We start from the raw sequence: 21,041 nt of genomic DNA, 5'->3' as shown, positions 1-21,041 counted from the left end.
CTATACAGTCTTGCCTTCGCGCAACGGTTATCGAATCCCCGTTACTTCCCATTCCCATTGCTCAAAAAACATTGTCATGAATCGATGCCTGTCTTCGGCGATTTGCTGGGCAGTCTTGGTGAAAAGCTTGTCTTTGATGCGTTGCAGCTTCCACGTGTATTCCTTATAAGGTGTATGCTGATTGGGGTCATCCGATTGTATGGGTTGCCCAATAACCCCAGTATAAGCAAAAACCCGAGCCACTCCAATAGCTCCAATCGAATCCAGCTTGTCGGCATCAAACAAGATCTTTTCTTCCAAGGTATGTGGAGGTCGTTCTTTGCGAAAACGATGGGCGAGAATCGCAGACTGCACACGCAAGATGAATGCTTCTGTCATACTGCGTTCGGCGAGCCATTCCCCTGCCAGTCTTGCGCTGATCTCGGCATGGCACTCCCCTGTTTGCCTTTCTTCTGCTCTCCCAATGTCATGCAGCAAAGCAGCGAGGCGCAGCACTTCCATATCTGCCCCTTCCTCGCGGCCAATCCGCTCACACATCGCCATCACACGCAAGTTATGCTGCCAATCGTGTGCAGGATCTTGTCCATCAAAGCGCTTCTGTGCTTCCACCACTAGCTCGGCAGGTAGTGCGGCAAGAGAATCTTTCACGTAATCCATCTTTTCCTCCCCCTTTGCGTTCACTTAGCAAAGATGCCCCCCTGAATCAGGGAGGCAGTCTCTCGATTACTTCGAAACGAATTGCTCTAGCTTGGCATTCGTCCGTTCTCTATCGCGTTCCAAAATTGGCTTCAAATAGATACCTGTGTAGGAGCCTTCCATTTTTGCCACTTCCTCTGGTGTACCTGTTCCGACAATTTCTCCGCCACGCGTACCACCCTCTGGTCCCAAATCCACGATGTAATCCACCGTTTTGATGACATCCAGATTGTGCTCGATGACCAGCACCGTATCTCCGTTTTCCACCAATCGTTGCAGTACCTTCAGCAAACGATCGATATCATCTGTATGCAAACCGGTTGTCGGTTCATCCAAGATGTACAAGGTACGTCCTGTACTGCGTCGATACAGCTCGGAGGCAAGCTTGACGCGTTGTGCTTCCCCGCCAGAAAGCGTGGTAGCAGGCTGCCCAAGCTTCATATATCCCAGCCCTACGTCTACGATGGTCTGCAGCTTGCGCTCAATCTTCGGCAAATTGCGGAAAAACTCTACCCCATCCTCGATCGTCATTTCCAAGACATCAGCAATGCTCTTGCCTTTGTACTTCACATCGAGCGTCTCGCGGTTGTAACGCTTGCCGTGGCAAACTTCGCAAGGCACATACACATCCGGCAAGAAGTGCATCTCGATTTTAATAATCCCGTCACCACTGCACGCTTCACAACGGCCACCCTTGACGTTAAAGCTGAAGCGACCTTTTTTATAGCCGCGCACTTTGGCCTCGTTGGTGGAAGCAAACAGGTCGCGAATATCGTCAAAGACACCTGTATATGTCGCCGGATTGGAACGTGGCGTACGTCCAATTGGAGATTGGTCGATGTCGATCACCTTATCCAAATGCTCCAGTCCCAAGATGCGGCGATGCTCCCCTGGCTTCACCTTTGCTTTATTCAAATCGCGAGCCAGTGTCTTTTGCAAAATTTCATTGATCAGCGTACTTTTTCCTGAGCCAGACACACCTGTTACGGCAACGAAAACACCTAAAGGAAGCTTCACAGTGACGTTTTTCAGGTTGTTTTCCTTTGCGCCCTCAATCTTGATCCATTTGTCCGAAGGCTTGCGACGCTCCATCGGAACAGGGATGAATTTGCGCCCGCTCAAATAGGCCCCGGTCAAGGAGTTAGGGTCCTTCATGACTTCTTCCGGAGTTCCTGCCGCTACGATTTGACCGCCATGTATGCCGGCGCCCGGGCCAATATCGATAATGTAATCGCAGGCCATCATCGTATCCTCGTCATGCTCGACGACGATCAATGTATTCCCCAGCTTGGTCATATGCTCCAACGTCTTGATCAGACGCGCGTTATCCCGCTGATGCAGTCCGATACTCGGCTCATCCAAAATGTAGAGAACACCCATCAGACTAGAACCAATCTGCGTAGCCAGTCGAATCCGCTGCGCTTCTCCCCCAGACAGTGTTCCCGCCGCACGGCTCAGTGTCAAGTAATCCAGACCGACATCAATCAAGAAGTTCAGTCGCGCCTTGATTTCTTTTACGATCAGGTTCGCGATCTTCGTTTCCCGCTCTGTCAGTTCCAGTCCATCGACAAACTGATGCGCATCGAGAATCGACAGCGTAGTCAGCTCAGAAATGCTGCGCTCCCCGACCTTTACCGCCAAGCTCTCCTGACGCAAACGTTGACCTTTGCAGACAGGACACGCCTTTTGACTCATAAATCCTTCGATTTGCTCGCGGATGTAATCCGAGCTCGTCTCCAGATGACGTCGTTGCAGGTTGATGACGACACCCTCGAACGGTACGACCGCCTCGCGCACTTGCCCAAACTCATTCTCATAGCGGAAGTGAATTTTTTCGCCCTCACTTCCGTACATCAAGATTTGTCGGTGCGCTGCCGTAAGCTCCTCATATGGCACATCCATCCGAATGTTAAAGTGGCGGCAAGCTGATTCCAACAATTGTTGATAGTAAGTCGAAGTCTTCGGCTCCCATGCACCAATCGCCCCGTCATTGAGCGTCTTCGTCGCATCAGGAACGACCATATCCGGGTCTACCTCCAGCTTGACACCCAGTCCATCACACTCCGAGCAAGCACCAAACGGGCTGTTAAAGGAGAAAATTCGCGGCTCCAGCTCTCCAATGGAGAAGCCACATACCGGGCAAGCATGCTTTTCACTGAACAGTAGCTCTTCTTGCTCCATCACATCGACGATGACCTTGCCATCTGCTAAACGAAGTGCCGTTTCCAAGGAGTCTGCGAGACGCGCCTGTACATCCGGCTTCACGACGATCCGGTCAACGACAACTTCAATGTTATGCTTTTTATTCTTTTCCAGCTTGATGTCTTCGGACAGATCGGTAATTTCACCGTTGACCCGCACGCGGACAAACCCTTGCTTGCGGATGTCCTCGAGCAGCTTAACGTGCTCTCCCTTGCGACCTTGTACCATAGGCGCGAGAATCTGCATTTTCGTGCGTTCAGGATACTCCAGCAGGCGATCGACCATTTGTTCAATAGTCTGGGATTGAATCTCGATACCGTGCTCCGGGCAAACCGCTCTACCTACACGCGCATACAAAAGACGCAAATAGTCGTAGATTTCCGTAACCGTACCTACCGTGGAACGCGGATTGCGGCTCGTCGTTTTCTGGTCAATCGAAATCGCAGGGGAAAGTCCCTCAATCGAATCCACGTCCGGCTTGTCCATTTGCCCAAGAAATTGACGGGCGTATGCGGACAAAGACTCGACATAGCGTCGTTGTCCCTCTGCGTAAATCGTATCAAAAGCGAGCGAGGACTTACCCGAGCCAGACAAACCCGTCAGAACGACGAATTTGTCCCTCGGAATGACTACATCAACATTTTTTAAATTGTGGGCACGTGCACCCTTTACGACAATATGTTCTAATGGCATGAAAAAAACCTCTCCTTAGAGTTCCGCCTTCAGCTCAAGAATCAAATCACGCAATTCGGCCGCACGCTCGAACATGAGGTTGCGTGCCGCTTCCTTCATTTCTTCTTCCATACGTTCTATGACAGCCACGCGATCCTTCTTCGGCATTTTTTTGAAGTCTGCATGTGGCAAGTAATCTGCTTTTTCCTCCGCTACCTTGGTCGCCTCGATCACTTCGCGGACGGACTTTTTCACGGTTTGCGGCGTGATGCCGTGCTCTTCATTGTAAGCCATCTGAATGGAACGACGGCGCTCTGTCTCTCGAATCGCAGAGGCCATCGAATCTGTCATTTTGTCCGCGTACATAATAACGCGTCCCTCAGCGTTCCGCGCAGCCCGACCGATCGTCTGAATCAGCGAGCGCTCATTGCGCAGGAAGCCTTCCTTGTCTGCATCCAAAATCGCCACGAGCGATACCTCCGGCAAGTCTAGACCTTCCCGCAAGAGGTTGATCCCGACCAGCACGTCAAACTCACCTAAACGCAACGAACGTAAAATCTGCATCCGCTCGATCGTTTTAATATCCGAGTGAAGATAGCGGACCTTGATTCCGATTTCTTTCAGATAGTCCGTCAAATCCTCAGACATTTTCTTCGTCAGAGTCGTGACCAGAACCCGCTCATTTTTCGCAATCGTGGCTTGAATTTCGCCAATCAGATCGTCAATCTGTCCTTTGATCGGACGTACCGTTACCGTCGGATCAATCAAGCCTGTCGGACGAATCACCTGCTGCACCATTTCAGGGGTGTGCTCCAGCTCATATGGACCAGGCGTAGCTGAAATGTAGATCGCTTGTTTCAGCTTTCCTTCAAATTCCTCGAACTTGAGTGGACGGTTATCGCGTGCAGAAGGCAGACGGAATCCGTGTTCCACCAGTACATCCTTTCGCGCGCGGTCACCGTTATACATCCCCCGAACCTGCGGCAAGGTCATATGCGACTCATCCATCATGACGATAAAATCATCTGGGAAGTAATCCAGCAAGGTATACGGAGCGTGCCCCGCAGGAAGTCCTGTCAGATGGCGCGAGTAGTTTTCGATCCCGGAGCAGAAGCCCATCTCCAGCATCATCTCAATATCGTACCGTGTGCGTTGCTCCAGTCGCTGTGCTTCCAAGAGCTTGCCCGCATCACGGAATTCTTTCAGTCTTTCTTCCAGCTCGGCCTCGATGCTTTGGACAGCCAGCTTCATTTTCTCCTCGCGCGTCACGTAGTGGGAGGCAGGGAAAATGGCAATGTGATCACGCTGTCCCAAAATCTCTCCGGTCAGTACGTCAATCGAAGTAATCCGCTCAATTTCATCTCCGAAAAACTCTACGCGAATCGCCTGCTCGCTCTGTGAGGCAGGAAAAATCTCCACCACGTCACCCCGCACGCGGAACGTACCACGTGTAAAGTTGATATCGTTGCGTGTGTATTGGATATCGACCAGACGATGCAAAATCTCGTCTCGTCCTTTTTCCATGCCAACGCGCAAAGACAAGAGCAGTTCACGGTACTCTTCCGGCGAACCCAATCCGTAAATGCAGGAGACGGAGGCAACGATGATCACATCTCGGCGTTCAAACAGCGCACTGGTAGCCGAGTGACGGAGCTTGTCGATCTCGTCGTTGATGCTCGAGTCTTTTTCAATAAACGTATCCGATTGGGGAATGTATGCTTCGGGTTGATAGTAATCGTAGTAGCTGACGAAGTATTCCACCGCGTTGTTCGGGAAAAACTCCTTAAACTCTGCACAAAGCTGAGCTGCCAGAGTTTTGTTATGTGCCATCACGAGTGTTGGCCTGTTCACCTGAGCAATTACTTGGGCAGCCGTATAAGTCTTTCCCGTTCCCGTCGCACCAAGCAATGTCTGGTGTCGCTTGCCAGCCTTTAACCCTGCCACCAGCTCGGCAATGGCGGTCGGCTGGTCACCGGACGGTTGAAACTCCGATACCAATTCAAAACGCTCCATTCCCTCGTTCATCTCCTCATAGCATGACTGTTTCTACTTCCATTATAACACAATTCCGGCTAGTTTAAGCCCAAAATTCGAACAAACGTTTGTCTTCATCTTTCCGCCGATTTTTCCGATATAAGATGAAGGAAGTACAAACATACGCAGATAGACTCGCCACCTTCAGGGAGGATTGACATGTCAGATACCGGAACAACCGTCAAAAATAACCCTTATATACAACCGCATATGAGCTATAAAGGCAAAAAAGAATTCTCCACAGAGCTCGACCAAAATGCCTTTATGAAGCTCATGCTGGAGCAGCTAAAGCATCAAGACCCTATGTCCCCCATGGACAACTCTCAGTTCATCCAGCAAACAAGTATGCTGACCATGGTAGAAAAAATCACAAAAATGACCACGCTGATGGAGCAATCGAACAACAGCATGGTCACTTTGGAAAAGTATGAAAAGCTGGTAGGTCGCACTGCCTCGTATTCTCTTACTACAAAAGACGAGATGACGGGAGAAACCAAGACGGAGAAGAAAGAAGGCGTACTTGATGCCGTCTACATGGATCAAGGCAAAATCTACTTCCGTATTGCAGGCGAATCGACACCGATTCCGCTGGCAGACGTCTCCGGACTGGAATCACAAGGTCTGGCAGGCAATACGCTCGATAACAGCGTGAAGTACATGGAAATGATCGGTCGAGAGATTTCCTATAAAGTAACCAAGGAAGTAGACCGGGATGGCAATCCAGATACCACTAACGACGTTTCCAAGGTTGATGAAATCTTGAATGGCGTCATCACTGGCTTTACCACCAAAAACGGTACCGCACAATTCCAACTGGATAATGGATCAACCGTAAAAGCCGAAGAAATTGTAGGCATGACAGTGAAACCTGAAAACAGAACAATGGGCAACTCGCTTGCCTACGCGCAAATGATCGGCTACAACATCACGTACAACCAGTCTACAACGAATCCGGACGGCACCACTTCCAATACTCCTCTTACCGGAGTAGTCAAAGCGGTCAGCATGAAAAACGGAGTAGTCGAATTCGTCCTTCAGGATGATAAGAAAGTCGCTCTCAATCAAATCACAGGATTCGAAGCAACTGCCTAGAATCCTATACAAAAAGCCGCACATCTTCGAATCGAAGAAGGCGGCTTTTCTTTTGCAGGGTCCTATTCGTTTACGATCACTTTTCCGGTTATCGCATCCACGTAAAACGTATCATCTACTTTAAATTCTCCCCCGCAGAAGCAATGCGGGCGAGTTTGACGAAACGAAAGGTCATAGCCAAGCTTCCATGTAATCGTGTTTTTCTTATGATCTGGCTGGTGAATGTAGGTCAACTCAAGTGGATAGGTTTGCAGTAATCGGGTCATGGCCACTTGTTCTTTAAGGGCTTGGGAACCGGCCGGGTATTTGACACTGGCCGGTTTGTTTATTCTCACCTGCTCCCATGTCCCCGTCCATGAATCGATCCGAATCGTATACATCCCGTCCTCCGCACTTTGATTGATCCCATAAACCGGAATCCCGTTCACAATGGGATCAGCTATGATCGAGGTATACCTTTCATCTCCATCCTCCGTTATTTGGAACTGATTGCTTCCAGACGGAGTCAGTCTGGTCAAAAGCTTATCCGCTTTCACTCGATCCCGCTTCTTATCCGTTTTCACATTAGACCATTGCGGATTGTTTACCTTCGTGGAAAATTCAAGAAATTCACCAGTCCTCGCATCTGTCACGAGGAGATGATGCTGCTCGCCGTTACTGCTTCCCTCAGGAAAGCTAGCCATTCGAGATATCTTGTCAGCATCGGGAACCCCCTCACCAAAATTTCCCCATATGAAATAACGAAGGGCTGGGCCATTATCGTAACTCGCCTCGTAGATGGACAGCGGCAGCTTTTCTGTTTCGAGTTTAAACAACATGCGTAACAAATCACGCGCTTGCGTTTCTGTTTGCGCAACCCACTTCTCACCTGTTCCATTCACATTGATGGTCTGAGACGGGCTCGTTGTCGCTCTTGAATTCGTTGTTACCAATCGGTTGCCACTGAAGGCATCTAATGCACTACCTGTATGTTGTTGGGTTATGATTCCATTTTTCAGGACATAGGCAAGCTTTGCTTCCACCTGATCGCTATGATTATGAGTAGGCAATAAATAAACAAGCTCCAATGGCCGGCTTTCTTGCCACTTTCGTACAGCTTGTTCGGCGGAGATGACGCGCTGCGGAGATGGGAGTGAAGAAGGACTTACTTTTTCATATAGCCTGCCATCAAACGTGGAAAACCAAACAATTCTTCCCGATGCATCAAAACTGACGAGACAGTCATAATCGTCATCAAGCACCACATTATTTATCACTCGCACCAGTCGAACCGTCAATAGGTCCTTATTTTTATAAACCTCTCTCGCCTGATAAGTATTACCTGTACCAGTTCCCTGCAAACCAGCGACAAAAGCCAACGCTCGTGCTTTGGCCTGCTGCTCATTCGGGTACGCAGGCTTTGTTGCTGCTTTAGGGGTAAGATTCAGTCTGAGAAGCTCTCCTGTCTGTCCGTCAAAAATCGCATCATCCATGGACGACTGAGCCTCAGCAGCAGACTGCGCAAAAGTGACCGCCACCCCGCTAACACCAGGTCCATCCACATCTCCACCGTAAACGACATAGCGCGAAGACAACTCCGGTACAAGCTTGACTAGCTTTTGGACACCTTTCGTCACATGCATCGGCACAGCTACAACCGATTGAGCCTGCGCTACGGTCACAGGACTCATTGCGCCTGCTCCTGATAAGGGTGCAGCAAAGACCGTGGCAGCTGCTAATGTACCCGACAAAAACCACGAGACCGTTCTTTTTACTTTGGACACCGAACCAACTCCCCCTTATTTCCTCCTCCATTGAGACGCAACAGCCACCAGTAAGTTACCGAATAGACGAGCTTTTCTCAAAAAAAGAAGGTATGCACTTTTGTCTGCATACCTTCTCCCCAACTATCCTTATGCTCCTACATTCAGCTTCTCCAGCTTTTGCTTGATCAGCTCGACTACACTGGCGCGTTTCAAATCAACAAATGCACGGGTATTTGCATCCGGAACCACAATGATCCCCAGTTGGTGATGATTGCCCGCATAGACCGCACACTGTACGAACTTCAGCTCGCCTTCACGCGTAAGTACTTCCATTTTGCAAAAGGCAGGATTGGCTTGTAGTGCTGGATATAAATCTTCTTTTTCCCGCACCGAAATGCCGTTTACTTTCACGATAATCTCACCGGGTGTGATGCCGATCTCCTCTGCTCTTGTACCCGGAATGACTCCCATTACTTTTACGCCACGCGAAGACTGGATGAAATAAGGCGAACGTTTTCTTTCTTGATACTGACTCCAGAAAAACAGCGCCTCATGACCGAATAGCGCAAAGATCGCAGCCAGCAAGATCAATGGATAAAACCATGCAGCGAGAGCGCATAAGCCCAGCAAAATGATCGCATACAGCATCAAATTTTTCGCAACCTGCGTCGCTTTTCTATAAGGTGTCATCGTTTGCGTCATATCGGAGAATCCTGTCACTGTCGGCAGAAGCATCAGTCCGAATGAAGCAGCTCCCGGAGAGAAGAACGGCCACCCTGGATACAACGCACCACTCATAGCACCTGGCTCCATCTGTACGAACAGCACGGCTGGCGTCAGCCAAAAAGAATGAAGCAAATAGGCACCGACAATCCGTCCACGCTGCCCTTCCACGAACAGCGGAGAAGCGTCCCGCCCGCCATTCCAGCGTACGAGCATCGCTTCAATCAGGTGCATGACTGCAACTAACGCAAGCAACGGCAATGGTTTCGCCTGACGAATCATTTCCCAGACAAAGCTCAATCCAGGAACATCCGTAACCGGTGGAATGACCTGTGTGATCGCGTGTAAAATCGCCAAAATCCCTGCAGCATATGCGAAACAGAGAAACCGTAAACGAATCAGCGCCAAGATGAGCGCCAATCCCCATAGTATCCACAAATCCTGTGCTTGCACGACCACGCCGAGTCCTGCACTTAGAAGAGAAATCAGCAAGCCTCCCACCAAGCCCATCCCTACAGCCCGTATCGTCGAGAGCAGAGGGGACTGAATGCGCGCAGAGAAAAGCTGTCTTTCCAGGTTCATCTGTCTGCGATAATGCAAATAAATAAACACCAGAAAGAGATAGAAGACAGGATTAATAAAAAATGCGGCAAAGCCATATGCAATGGTAAGCATATCTGCCTGTATCGCCAATTGCCTCACCTCAACTGAAAGAAAGAAAAACCACGGCATTTGATTTGCCGTGGTTATCATTTCTACGGAAAGCAGGGAATTACCTGCTTCCATTTTCTTGATTATTCATTACTTGCCGGTGACTACATCCAGAGCTTTTTGCAATTGCAGGTCATTCTCTGGCTTCGTCATCGTTTTACGGAGACTTTCTTCCAGCGACGAGCGTGTCTTCGCGTCTACTTTGCCAGTTACCTCGAGTTTGTTAGAGGTTTGGAACTGCTTGATTGCTTCCTCTGTCTTTTCATCGAAATAGCCATCTTCACGTCCTGGGGACAGATTCAAGCCCTTCAGGATGAGCTGCAGGTTTTTCACGTCAGTGCCAGCCATGTCGCGTTGCAATATTTTATCTGCCGGCAACAGAGTCGCGTTGAAATAATCTGGTTGCTTGACTGCAAAATCTGGCGTAATGCCTTTTTTATGGACCCATTCACCACTCGGTGTGACCCACTTGGCAATCGTCAGCTTCAATTGGCTCTTGTCGTTCATTTCCATTGTACTCTGAACGGTTCCCTTACCAAAGGTCTTCTCACCGACCAGCTTGTAGTTGCCACTATCCCGCATAGCACCCGCGAGAATCTCCGATGCACTGGCGCTTCCGCCATTAATCAGTACCGAGATTGGATAAGGCTTGGCAGCTTCTGTAGTCGAGAAATACTCCTCTTTTTGCTGTCCGCCATTTCCATACTCGATTTGCACGATCTTGCCTTTTTTCGGTACGAGGATTTCTCCGATTTCTTTCACAGCTAGCAAATACCCGCCCGGATTGCCTCGAACGTCAATTACCAGACCGCCAATCCCCTTCTGCTCAAGAGCAGCCAGCTGTTCTTTGAAGTGCTTAGCTGTGTCTGTCGAGAATTGGGTAAGGCTGATCACACCTACTTTAACACCGTTCTTCTCGATGATTTGACTGTTTACTGTCTCAATCGGAATGTCGTCACGCACACACACGATGGTAAGAGGCTCTGGCACTCCGGCCCTCACTACTTTGAGAACCGCCTTCGTTCCTTTTGGACCACGAATCTTCGTCACTGCCTGATGCAGGTCCAATCCTTCAAGGGATTCATCATTTACACTCAAAATTTGGTCGTTTGGCCGCAGCCCTGCACGCTCTGCTGGAGAGTTTTTGAATGGCGAAACAACCGTTACCCGACCATTTTGCATCGTTACCTCTGTCCCGATCCCTTGGAAAGTCGAGTGCAGGGTAGATGTGAACTCCTCAGCAGAACGAGGGTCCATGTAATCACTGTACGGATCCTCGAGAGACCCGACCATTCCGCCAATTGCACCCTCTACTAACTGCTCATTGGTGACATTTTGGATGTAATCTTTCTTGATTGCTGAAAACGCCTCGTACAGCTTCTGGAACTCTTTCGGATAATCTCCGCTCCCAGAAAATAGCGCCATGCTGGATGCTGTTAATGCCCCACCTTGACTTGAACTGGCGCTAGCCGATGTCTTCATGATCGCCATCGTAATAAAACTACTGGCTACCATGGAGATGAGTACAAGCGCGATTACGGTACGTCCTTTCCATCTCACTGTTACGTCACCATCCTTTGTGCTACCGGAAAAAGATATGCTGCTAGTGTATGCATGTTCCGCTAACAATATTTGTCTGGTCGCACGAGGGTCTACTTCAAGTATGGCATTGGGTTAACTGCTACGTCGTTTTTATAGACGGTAAAGTGTACGTGATTTCCGGTTGAACGACCTGTTGATCCTACCTCTGCGATCTTTTGACCTCTCGATACGGATTGCCCAACAGAAACCTTGATACCTCCCTCGCGAATATGACCGTACAGAGTGGTATATTCTGCGTTATGCTTGATCATTACTGTATTCCCGAAGCCGCCGTTATATCCTGCAAAGAGAACGATTCCGTCAGCCGCAGCCAAAATTGGCGTTCCCTTCCGTGCTGCCATATCTACACCATTATGCCCAGCCGAGCGGCCTGTAAACGGGTCTGACCGCATTCCGAAGCCAGAAGTGAAGCGAAATTGTCCACTTGCGATAGGCAAGGCAAACTTCCCACCCTTGTAGCCTGTACTGGATGCGCTCATTGCACGTACTCGCTCCGCGTATTTGGCTGATTCTTGTTTGGTGATAGCCAAAAGCTCCTGCCCATACTGCTCCAAATCCACTTCAAGAGCAGATTGTTTCTTTTCCAATTCAGCCTTGACCACCATACTTTGCTTGTACTGCTTGTCCAATTCGGCTTTGAGCTCCTCAGCCTCATCGAACATCCCGGCGTACACAGTCAGCTGATGATCAATTTCTTTCTTTTTAGTCTCGATGGTTTCCTTATCGCGAATGTTATCCTCTAAAATACGCGTGTCCTGCTCTAAAATAAGCTGCAAGGCCTGCATACGCGTCAAAAAGTCCCCAAAGTCAGAGGAACCGAGAAGGACATCCAAATAGGAGACCGTACCGCGTTCATACATGGAAGTCACACGTGTTCTGAGCAAGGCATCCCTTTTCGCCACGCGGTCTTTTGCCTCATCCAGCTTATCCTGCGCGTTTGCTGCTTTTTCCTTGGTCTCATCCATTTGCTGCTCAAGCTTGTCCAGCTTTTTCTGTGTATCGTTGCGACGCAAATCGATTTGCATCAATTGCGTTTCCAAGCCTTTTTTCTCTTTTTGTACGACATTGATTTGTTCTTCGGTCTTCTTCAATTGCTGCTGCTGGCTTTTCTTCTTCTTTTGGATCTCTTTTAGCTCTCGATTAATCTTGTCCAAAGAGGCCTTACTAGGCGCTGCCAAGCTCACATTCGTCGGGAGCACCGTACCGACTACAAGACCAGTGATCACGAGTGCTAGCAGGATTCTCTTTCTCATGATACTCCTCCCACGCTCTTCAAATTATTAAACTCGCAAGAAGCGACGTACGGACACCAAACTTCCCCAAATCCCGATAAACGCGCCAATCGCCAGCAATGCCAACGCCACTTGATACACGAGCGGGAATAGCGGCAACAGTTTAAACAGTTGGGAAGCTTCAAAGCTGGAGTGAATGGCATCCAGGAGGTAGTAATAGCCAACCATTAACATAATGGTCGGAATCAATGCCCCTGCCACCCCCATCATGAGCCCTTCCACAAAGAATGGCCAACGGATAAACCAGTTCGTGGCACCAACCAGCTTCATGATTTCAATCTCTCTGCGACGTGCCACAATTGTCAGCTTAATTGTGTTGGCAATCAAGAACATCGCTGTAAAACCAAGTCCAATAATAAAGGCAATCCCGACATTTCGGACTGCTCCTGTCAAGGAAAACAGCTTTTCCACAGTGCCTTCCCCATAGGTTAGGCTTTTGACATACTGGAGATTCTTAATTTGAGCGGCAACAGCAGCAGTGTCTTGCGGTTGCTTCGTTTTTACGGTAAACGCATCCGGCAGAGGATTGCTTTCCTCCAATCCCTCAAACAAATACGCTTTTTCACCAAGGCTCTCTTTAAATTGCTTCAGCCCTTCGTCTTTCGGAACAAATGAAACAGACTCCACTTGAGGAAGTTTCTTGATGTTGTTCTCAACCTGTGTGATGTTTTCTTTTGTCGCCAGCAAGTCCATGAAGACCCGAATTTCTACTTGCTTTTCCACGCTTTGCGCAAAGTAATTGACGTTCATCGCCAGAATGAGGAAAACGCCCAAGATAAAGAGGGTAATGGTCACGGCACTAATAGAAGCGAACGACATCCAGCCGTTCCGCCCGAGGTTTTTGACCCCTTCACGGACATGGCGCCCCAGCGTCCTAATCTTCATAACCGTATTCCCCTCTCTGCTCATCACGGGCAATTTGGCCTGCTTCGATCGCAATCACCCGTTTTCTCATGGTGTTGACAATTTCTCTATTGTGGGTAGCCATGACGACTGTCGTGCCACGCTGATTGATTTCTTCAAACAGCTTCATGATCTCCCATGAGGTCTCTGGGTCCAGGTTCCCCGTCGGCTCGTCCGCGATAATAATTCCCGGACTATTCACCAGTGCACGCGCTAAGGCAACACGCTGTTGCTCACCGCCGGACAGCTCGCTTGGCAGCATTTTTGCTTTATGCTTGAGCTTTACCAGTCCCAAAACATCCATCACACGCGGCTTGATTTGTTTTGGATTGCTCTCGATTACCTCCATCGCAAACGCGACATTTTCGAAAACGGTCAATGTCGGCAGCAGCTTGAAGTCCTGGAACACGACACCAATACTGCGGCGGACTAATGGAATTTGTCTCTCTTTGATTCTGCTGACATTGAAGCCACCCAAAAAGATTTGTCCTTTCGTCGGCTTCTCTTCACGGTACATCAATTTGATAAACGTAGATTTACCCGCACCACTGGGGCCTACTACGTACACAAATTCACCTTTCTCAATCCGAATGTTGATACCTTTCAAAGCATTCGTTCCATTCGGGTATGTTTTCCACACATCGAACATTTCGATCAAGCCAATCACATCCTACTTCGTCAGATCCTTGTCTATGTATCTTGATCCTGAATTTTAAAGTAAAAATCGACAAAACCCCTCTACCCACTAGCAACCGCTGCCATACCTTGTTGAAAAACAGCGGGATTTCCCATCTTATCTATTATACCATCACGAATCACGGATGGTATCCACTAAATCTCTCATTTCTTGTCGAAACAGCTTCGATTGTTAACAACTGTCACGAATTAGGGAGAAAATAAGATTGCACATTCCTAACTAGCTTCATGGAAAACAGTTGGCTACAATGAGTGTGACAAGAGGGCATCATAAAAAAGGAGCTGTTTATAACGTGGAAAATTTTGTTTACCATAACCCGACACAGCTAATTTTTGGACGGGGTCAATTGGCCCAGCTCGAGGAAAAAGCAAGACAGCTAGGTCCCACTGTCCTTTTGGTATATGGTGGTGGCAGTATAAAGCGAACCGGTCTCTACGACAAAGTGATTTCTCTCCTCCAGTCTGCGGGCTGCCGCGTGCATGAGTTGCCAGAAGTGGAGCCAAATCCACGTCTGAGTACCGTGAACAAAGGAATTGAGTTATGCCGCCAAGAGGGCGTCAATTGGATACTCGCTGTAGGTGGTGGCAGTGTAATCGACGCGGCCAAAGCAGTCGCGATCGGTGTGCCTTACGAAGGAGATGTATGGGATTTTTATACACGCAAAGCGGTCGCACAAGAGGCTTTGCCTCTCGGTACCGTACTGACACTTGCTGCTACTGGTTCTGAAATGAACCGGGGAAGTGTCGTCACCAATTGGGAGACACAAGAAAAGCATGGGGCTGGGACAACTTTTCCTGCGTTTTCGATTCTGGACCCAGAACATACGTTTAGCGTACCTCGCGACCAAACGATCTACGGAATCAGCGACATTTTGTCCCATGTATTCGAGCAGTATTTCACGCATACAACCGAAATTCCATTGCAGACACGTTTTGCCGAGTCGATCATGAAGACCGTCATCGAAAATGCAGAACGCGTCCTCGCCAATCCGGAAGACTACGATGCGCGAGCCAACATTATGTACTGCGGAACAATGGCATTGAACGGCACTCTCCCGGTTGGTGTCACAACAGACTGGGCAACCCACTCCATTGAGCATGCTGTGAGTGCTGTTTACGACATCCCGCACGGTGGCGGTCTGGCGATCATCTTCCCGAAATGGATGCGCTATGTGTTCCGTGAAAACGTCACTCGCTTTGTGCGGTTCGCGACAGAAGTGTGGAATGTCGATCCTGTCGGCAAAACAGATGATGAGGTGGCATTGGAAGGGATCGCCGCTACGGAAGCTTTCTTTGAGCGAATCGGTGCCCCTACTCGCTTGGCTGATTACGGTATCACCGACGAGCATTTGCAGCTCATGGCTGAAAAAGCTACTCCGTTTGGACCGATCGGCCAATTCAAAACGTTGACCAGCGATGATGTGGTACAGATTCTTCGCATGTCTTTGTAAACACAAACAAACGCCGCCTTCCAGAAATGGGAGTACGGCGTTTGTTAATTTGATCGTCAGTTTTGATTCAGCCATTTTTTCCGAATAAGATTTCCACATAACAGCACCACCGGCACACCGACGCTATAGGTAAAATCATAGAATGGCCAGTACTTCGCAATGATGTCGCCATAGACGATCATATTGGGCGAGAAAATCGTAGACATCACCATGAGCAAAACAATGTACGGAAAGATTAGAACCTTGAAGTTGTCGATTCGAAAGACGTGACGGATTCCCAAATGGAAAAACAAGCAGTACAGCGTAATTTTGACACTTACCGCGATAAACCAGATCACCGCGATAATCGCCTCTAGCCGTTGAATGAAATCCCCGAGCTTTAGCTGTTTGATGAGAACATAGGTCGGATAAAAATGCCGCGAAGTCTGTTCTGCCCCCAAAACAAGGATGCACATCACCATGATGATGAACAGCACAATTCCCCCAAGCAACGTCCCCAGAAAAAAAGATCTCATTCGTTTTTGAATGGGCGAGACAAACGGAAGAACCGCCATAAATATGACCAGCTCTGAAAAAGGAAAGGCAAATGCCGCTGTAGATCCCTGCAAAATAGGCTTCCACCCATTTTCAAAAACAGGTTGAATTCGAGACATTTCCACCTGTGGCAGAAGAGTAATCATGAGTAAACCAAAAAAGAAAAAGAACCAGACAAAATAGATTTCTGCCGATTCTGCGACTGTTTGCAATCCTAAACTCACACCAAACATAATCACAATGACAAACAATAGCTGTATCGCGAATCTCGGTGTCGAGACTAATAGATGCGTGCCAACAAAGTCGCCAATTTCCATCACATGCGCCCCTGCTGAAAACAGAGTATAGCAAATGAACGAGAGTGTAATGATGGTTCCCAACACTCTCCCAACGGTTTGATCAACGAAGGTGAAAAAGCTTTGATTCCGATAAAGCTTTCCCACAGCTATGAGTAACATAATATTGAGCAGTCCCACCACAAGCCCGATCAGGACGGATATCCACGCATCCTGTTTAGCAAGTGCAGCCGTCGTGCCAGGCAGGACGAGAACGGAGTCCCCAATGGTAACAAGGGTGACGAGCATCAATAGTTGACGGGGACTGATCTTGTAGCTCTCTTGCATGATTGTTCCCTGCTCTCTTTAGGCCTTCGATCCCTTTGTACAATTATTTCCTCCATGATTTGACGCTAAACACACAGGCATTTCATGCTATGATAAAGAAATATATGTAAATTCTGAAATGGAGTGGAGGACTGCAATCATGTACAGAGTAAAAAAGCAGGACGTGATTTATGCCATGTCTCCTGAGAATCTTCCAGTCTTGAAGGTGGAAGCAGGCAGTATCGTAACGTTTGAAACCTGCGATTGCTTCGAGGACCAAATCCAATCGGATGACACCGTGTTTCAAGAGCTTGATTGGAATCGGATCAACCCTGCTTCCGGCCCTATTTATATAGAAAAAACAGAACCAGGCGATATTTTGGTTATTCATATTCAGAAAATTGAGATTAAAAACCAAGGCGTAATGGTTACTGGACCAGAACTGGGTGTAATGGGATTCGACCTGCAAGAAAATGTGATTAAAATGATTCCGATACAAGATGGAAAAGCTGTATTGTCAGACAAGCTTCAGGTTCCGATCAACCCCATGATTGGTGTAATTGGAACAGCTCCTGCCAAAGAAGCCATTTCATGCGGTACGCCGGGGGATCACGGCGGCAACATGGACTGCAAGCAAATCCGTGAAGGTACTACATTGCTTTTACCGGTAAATGTTCCGGGCGCATTATTTGCCCTTGGTGACCTCCATGCTGCAATGGCTGACGGTGAAGTAGCTGTATGTGGTGTAGAAATCGCAGGGGAAGTAACCGTAAAGCTCGATGTGATAAAAGGAAAGCAGTGGCCGTTACCGATGGCAGTCAACCAAGAGCACCTGATCACGATTGCGTCGGAAAAGGAGCTGGACAAGGCTGCGGATCGAGCGGTAATTAACATGGTGCAATTTCTACACGAAGAGCTGGGCTTAGAAAAAGCCGAAGCCACCTTCCTGCTCTCCGCTGCGGGAGATTTGCGTATCTGCCAGGTCGTCGATCCTTTAAAGACAGCCCGCATGGAGTTGCCTCTTGCGTACGCAACCGCAGTAGGCTTTGATTCGAAAATAGTCGGTAGATAAGGATAAAGCGCAAAAAAACCCCAAAGCTTGGGGTTTTTTGCTTTACCTACAAGTACGTTTTTATGCGGGCGAACCGACATCGATCAAGGATTCAATCATGACCTTTTGACTGTTTTTGTCCACCCACGCATGTGTTTCTACCAGTTGCTTGCGGTACCAATCAATTTGGACTTCCACCTGATTACGGGCAGTTCCGCCCAACACGTTGCGTGCATTGACAACTGTCTCAACAGCTAGAGCGTCATACACATCTGCCCCAATAGCCTCTGAGAAGTTCTGGAATTCTTCCAAGGTCAAATCGAGAAGATATTTTTGCTGCTCGATGCAGTACAAGACGGTTCTCCCTACAACTTCATGCGCCTGACGGAATGGCATGTCTTTGCGAACCAAGTAATCTGCCAGGTCTGTCGCATTGGAAAAATCGTTGGTAACTGCTTGACGCATGCGATCTGCTTTGACTTGCATCGTCTTAATCATCGGCGTGAGCAACGCTAGCGCACCATGAATGGTTGCTACCGTATCGAACATGCCTTCTTTATCTTCTTGCATGTCCTTGTTGTACGCCAGCGGCAAACCTTTCAATACGGTCAACAATCCAAACAAATTGCCGTAAACACGCCCAGTTTTTCCGCGAACCAGCTCTGCTACATCAGGATTTTTCTTTTGCGGCATGATACTGGACCCCGTGCAAAACGCATCGTCTAGCTCCACAAAGGAGAATTCCTGACTGCTCCAGATGACGAGCTCTTCGCACAGACGGGAAAGATGGGTCATGACCAAAGAAGCGTCTGCCAAAAATTCGACAATGAAATCACGATCACTCACTGCATCCATGCTGTTTTGATAAATGCCGTCAAATTGCAGCAATTCCGCTACAAACGTGCGGTCGATCGGGAATGTCGTACCTGCGAGGGCACCTGCTCCAAGCGGCAGCACATTCACACGCTTCCACGTCTCCGTCATCCGTTCGATATCGCGTTGCAGCATGGACACATACGCCATCAGGTGATAGCCGAACAATACTGGTTGCGCGCGCTGCAAATGTGTATAGCCTGGCATAACGGTATCAAGATGCTGGCTGGCTTGCTCAAGCAATGCCTCTTGCAAATACATTGCCAATTGGATAATCTCCATCAGCTTTTCTCTGAGGTACAGGTGCATATCCAACGCAACCTGATCATTGCGGCTGCGGCCAGTGTGGAGTTTTCCCCCCACCGGACCGATCTCTTCAATCAGCATCTTTTCAATATTCATATGCACATCTTCGTGCGCAACGAGAAACTCAGCTTGCCCGCGCTCAATTTTCTCTTTTACTTTTTTCAAGCCAGCGATGATCTGTCTTACTTCCTCCATCGGCAGGATGCCACACTTGCCCAACATGGCAACATGAGCCAGGCTTCCGACGATGTCCTGTCGCCACATTTTCTGGTCGAAAGAAATAGAAGCAGTATACTCTTCTACGAGTTGATTCGTCGGCTTCGTGAAGCGTCCTCCCCAGAGTTTCATTGCTTGATCGCATCCTTTTCATCCAAAATCTTAATGGCAGTATTTTTATTCTCGTGCAGTACACCCTCGTTTACCTGTGCGTATACCTTTGTAGGCAGACCCCACAGTTTGATGAAACCGAGTGCTGCTTTGTGGTCGAATTGGTCACCCGCATTATAAGTCGCCAGTTCATGGCTGTAGAGAGACGATGCAGAGGTGCGGCCTACGACGATCGCATGTCCTTTGTGCAGCTTTACGCGTACGACACCCGTTACATGCTTTTGCGTTTCTTCAATGAATGCCTGGACAGCATTGCGAATTGGCGAATACCAGAGACCCTCGTAAATCACTTGCGCCAGTTTTTGCTCGACAATCGGTTTGAACTGAGCGACCTCACGAGGTTGCGTCAGGAATTCCAGCTCGCGGTGCGCCAAAATCAAAGTAGTTGCAGCCGGTGTCTCGTAAACTTCGCGAGATTTGATGCCCACCAAACGGTTTTCCACATGGTCGATACGGCCTACTCCATGGTTTCCAGCGATTTTGTTCAGCTTGAGGATCAGCTCGGCCAGTGGGAGCTCTTCGCCGTTCAATGCAGTTGGCTTCCCTTGCACGAAAGTAATTTCGATTTCTTCTGCCTCGTCTGGAGCATCCATGATCGACTTCGTCAGGTCGTATGCACCTTCTGGAGGAGCGGCCCATGGATCTTCCAGAACACCGCACTCGCAGCTTCTGCCCCACAGGTTTTGGTCAATGCTGTATGGATTGTCCAAATCGATTGGGATCGGGATATTGTTCTTTTTCGCATATTCAATCTCTTCGTCACGCGTCCAGCCCCATTCACGAACCGGCGCCACGATTTTGATATCCGGGTTCAGTGCAGTGAAGGAAACATCGAAGCGCACCTGATCGTTTCCTTTTCCTGTGCAACCGTGTGCGACAGCTACCGCGCCTTCTTTTTCCGCGATTTCAACCAGCACGCGCGAAATCAAGTAACGCGACAGTGCAGACACCAATGGATACTTGCCTTCGTACATCGCGTTTGCCTTCAAGGCTGGCAATACGAATTCCTCTGCGAATGCATCTTTTGCATCCACTACGATTGATTTCAATGCCCCTACCTGCAATGCTTTTTTCTGTACGAAATCGAGGTCTTTCCCTTCCCCTACATCCAATGCAACTGCAATGACATCGTAGTTATACGTATCTTGCAGCCATTTAATTGCTACCGATGTATCTAAACCGCCTGAATAGGCCAACACAATTTTTTCTTTTGCCATCATTCTCTCTCCCCGTTTCGAAGTTTCTCTTATGCGAGTAATTATACAAACGAACTAATAAAAATACAACTATTTTTCTTGTGAATTTCTTGTTAATTCGCAGTCAAAAACGGAGATACAATGAAAATATACAATTCTCGCATAAAAAGCATCTTGTTTTTATGCATACTCATCATCTGTTTATGCATAAACGTTTGCGTCAGCAAAAGGGAAACTTATCCAAGGCAGCGAATGAGTGAAGGGAGGAATTCC

The 21,041-nt window shown here is 48.5% G+C and carries 15 protein-coding genes; 3 read left to right on the top strand and 12 right to left on the bottom strand.

Translation table 11 applies throughout. The features are described 5' to 3' along the window. Positions 1-27: 27 nt before the first annotated feature. The 3 genes from C7R94_RS24560 to uvrB all read right to left on the bottom strand — a co-directional run bounded on the left by C7R94_RS24560 (position 28) and on the right by uvrB (position 5,583). A complete protein-coding gene (locus C7R94_RS24560; protein ID WP_106785333.1) occupies positions 28-657 on the bottom strand; it encodes an HD domain-containing protein in 630 nt (209 codons plus the stop codon). A gap of 66 nt (positions 658-723) precedes the next feature. Then, the gene (uvrA, locus tag C7R94_RS24555; RefSeq protein WP_106785332.1) at positions 724-3,591 is read right to left on the bottom strand and encodes an excinuclease ABC subunit UvrA; all 2,868 of its coding nucleotides are present in this window, start codon (positions 3,589-3,591) and stop codon (positions 724-726) included. 15 nt (positions 3,592-3,606) lie between these two features. Beyond that, the gene (gene uvrB, locus C7R94_RS24550; protein ID WP_106785331.1) at positions 3,607-5,583 is read right to left on the bottom strand and encodes an excinuclease ABC subunit UvrB; all 1,977 of its coding nucleotides are present in this window, start codon (positions 5,581-5,583) and stop codon (positions 3,607-3,609) included. Positions 5,584-5,763: 180 nt separating this feature from the next. Here uvrB and C7R94_RS24545 point away from each other — a divergent pair, with 180 nt between their 5' ends. Next, complete coding sequence (locus C7R94_RS24545; protein WP_106785330.1) at positions 5,764-6,696, top strand: flagellar hook assembly protein FlgD; 933 nt, start codon at positions 5,764-5,766, stop codon at positions 6,694-6,696. Between the two features lie 62 nt (positions 6,697-6,758). Here C7R94_RS24545 and C7R94_RS24540 read toward each other — a convergent pair whose 3' ends face one another. From C7R94_RS24540 to ftsE, 6 genes are all read right to left on the bottom strand, one after another. Then, the gene (locus C7R94_RS24540) at positions 6,759-8,459 is read right to left on the bottom strand and encodes a hypothetical protein (RefSeq protein WP_106785329.1); all 1,701 of its coding nucleotides are present in this window, start codon (positions 8,457-8,459) and stop codon (positions 6,759-6,761) included. A gap of 129 nt (positions 8,460-8,588) precedes the next feature. After that, positions 8,589-9,950, bottom strand: coding sequence for a PDZ domain-containing protein (locus C7R94_RS24535; RefSeq protein ID WP_106785328.1), 1,362 nt, complete (start codon positions 9,948-9,950; stop codon positions 8,589-8,591). 15 nt (positions 9,951-9,965) lie between these two features. Then, the gene (locus C7R94_RS24530) at positions 9,966-11,435 is read right to left on the bottom strand and encodes a S41 family peptidase (RefSeq protein ID WP_106785327.1); all 1,470 of its coding nucleotides are present in this window, start codon (positions 11,433-11,435) and stop codon (positions 9,966-9,968) included. A 92-nt stretch (positions 11,436-11,527) separates the two neighbouring features. Further along, positions 11,528-12,730: a murein hydrolase activator EnvC family protein gene (locus C7R94_RS24525; protein WP_106785326.1), complete on the bottom strand. Its 1,203-nt coding sequence runs from the start codon at positions 12,728-12,730 to the stop codon at positions 11,528-11,530. A gap of 27 nt (positions 12,731-12,757) precedes the next feature. Beyond that, on the bottom strand, positions 12,758-13,654 hold the full coding sequence (gene ftsX / locus C7R94_RS24520; RefSeq protein ID WP_106785325.1) for a permease-like cell division protein FtsX: 897 nt from the start codon (positions 13,652-13,654) through the stop codon (positions 12,758-12,760). Continuing rightward, on the bottom strand, positions 13,644-14,330 hold the full coding sequence (ftsE, locus tag C7R94_RS24515) for a cell division ATP-binding protein FtsE (protein WP_069850788.1): 687 nt from the start codon (positions 14,328-14,330) through the stop codon (positions 13,644-13,646). The genes ftsX and ftsE overlap by 11 nt, the downstream gene beginning before the upstream one ends. A 331-nt stretch (positions 14,331-14,661) precedes the next feature. Between ftsE and C7R94_RS24510 the strand changes: the two genes are divergently transcribed. After that, a complete protein-coding gene (locus C7R94_RS24510; protein ID WP_106785324.1) occupies positions 14,662-15,819 on the top strand; it encodes an iron-containing alcohol dehydrogenase in 1,158 nt (385 codons plus the stop codon). A gap of 56 nt (positions 15,820-15,875) precedes the next feature. Here the strand turns inward: C7R94_RS24510 and C7R94_RS24505 are convergent, their stop codons facing one another. Then, a complete protein-coding gene (locus C7R94_RS24505; protein ID WP_106785323.1) occupies positions 15,876-16,976 on the bottom strand; it encodes a GerAB/ArcD/ProY family transporter in 1,101 nt (366 codons plus the stop codon). 139 nt (positions 16,977-17,115) lie between these two features. Between C7R94_RS24505 and C7R94_RS24500 the strand changes: the two genes are divergently transcribed. After that, positions 17,116-18,027: an acetamidase/formamidase family protein gene (locus C7R94_RS24500; protein ID WP_106785322.1), complete on the top strand. Its 912-nt coding sequence runs from the start codon at positions 17,116-17,118 to the stop codon at positions 18,025-18,027. A 60-nt stretch (positions 18,028-18,087) separates the two neighbouring features. Here the strand turns inward: C7R94_RS24500 and argH are convergent, their stop codons facing one another. Beyond that, positions 18,088-19,533, bottom strand: coding sequence for an argininosuccinate lyase (argH, locus tag C7R94_RS24495; RefSeq protein WP_047069727.1), 1,446 nt, complete (start codon positions 19,531-19,533; stop codon positions 18,088-18,090). Then, entirely contained in the window at positions 19,530-20,789 is a 1,260-nt protein-coding gene (locus C7R94_RS24490; RefSeq protein ID WP_047069728.1) for an argininosuccinate synthase, read from the bottom strand. The genes argH and C7R94_RS24490 overlap by 4 nt, the downstream gene beginning before the upstream one ends. Between the last annotated feature and the right edge of the window lie 252 nt (positions 20,790-21,041).

Origin of the sequence: Brevibacillus sp. NRRL NRS-603, assembly GCF_003013445.1 — a bacterium.
Taxonomy (GTDB): Bacteria; Bacillota; Bacilli; order Brevibacillales; family Brevibacillaceae; genus Brevibacillus; species Brevibacillus formosus.
The sequence above is the reverse complement of the archived record's forward strand: the minus strand, read 5'-3'. Positions and strand labels throughout refer to the sequence as shown.

Excerpts from the sequence above, each read along its gene's own strand:
- C7R94_RS24560 (WP_106785333.1), bottom strand. The coding sequence starts at position 657 with ATGGATTACGTGAAAGATTCTCTTGCCGCACTACCTGCCGAGCTAGTG.
- uvrA (WP_106785332.1), bottom strand. The coding sequence starts at position 3,591 with ATGCCATTAGAACATATTGTCGTAAAGGGTGCACGTGCCCACAATTTA.
- uvrB (WP_106785331.1), bottom strand. The coding sequence starts at position 5,583 with ATGGAGCGTTTTGAATTGGTATCGGAGTTTCAACCGTCCGGTGACCAG.
- C7R94_RS24545 (WP_106785330.1), top strand. The coding sequence starts at position 5,764 with ATGTCAGATACCGGAACAACCGTCAAAAATAACCCTTATATACAACCG.
- C7R94_RS24535 (WP_106785328.1), bottom strand. The coding sequence starts at position 9,950 with ATGGAAGCAGGTAATTCCCTGCTTTCCGTAGAAATGATAACCACGGCA.
- C7R94_RS24525 (WP_106785326.1), bottom strand. The coding sequence starts at position 12,730 with ATGAGAAAGAGAATCCTGCTAGCACTCGTGATCACTGGTCTTGTAGTC.
- ftsX (WP_106785325.1), bottom strand. The coding sequence starts at position 13,654 with ATGAAGATTAGGACGCTGGGGCGCCATGTCCGTGAAGGGGTCAAAAAC.
- C7R94_RS24505 (WP_106785323.1), bottom strand. The coding sequence starts at position 16,976 with ATGCAAGAGAGCTACAAGATCAGTCCCCGTCAACTATTGATGCTCGTC.
- C7R94_RS24500 (WP_106785322.1), top strand. The coding sequence starts at position 17,116 with ATGTACAGAGTAAAAAAGCAGGACGTGATTTATGCCATGTCTCCTGAG.
- argH (WP_047069727.1), bottom strand. The coding sequence starts at position 19,533 with ATGAAACTCTGGGGAGGACGCTTCACGAAGCCGACGAATCAACTCGTA.
- C7R94_RS24490 (WP_047069728.1), bottom strand. The coding sequence starts at position 20,789 with ATGGCAAAAGAAAAAATTGTGTTGGCCTATTCAGGCGGTTTAGATACA.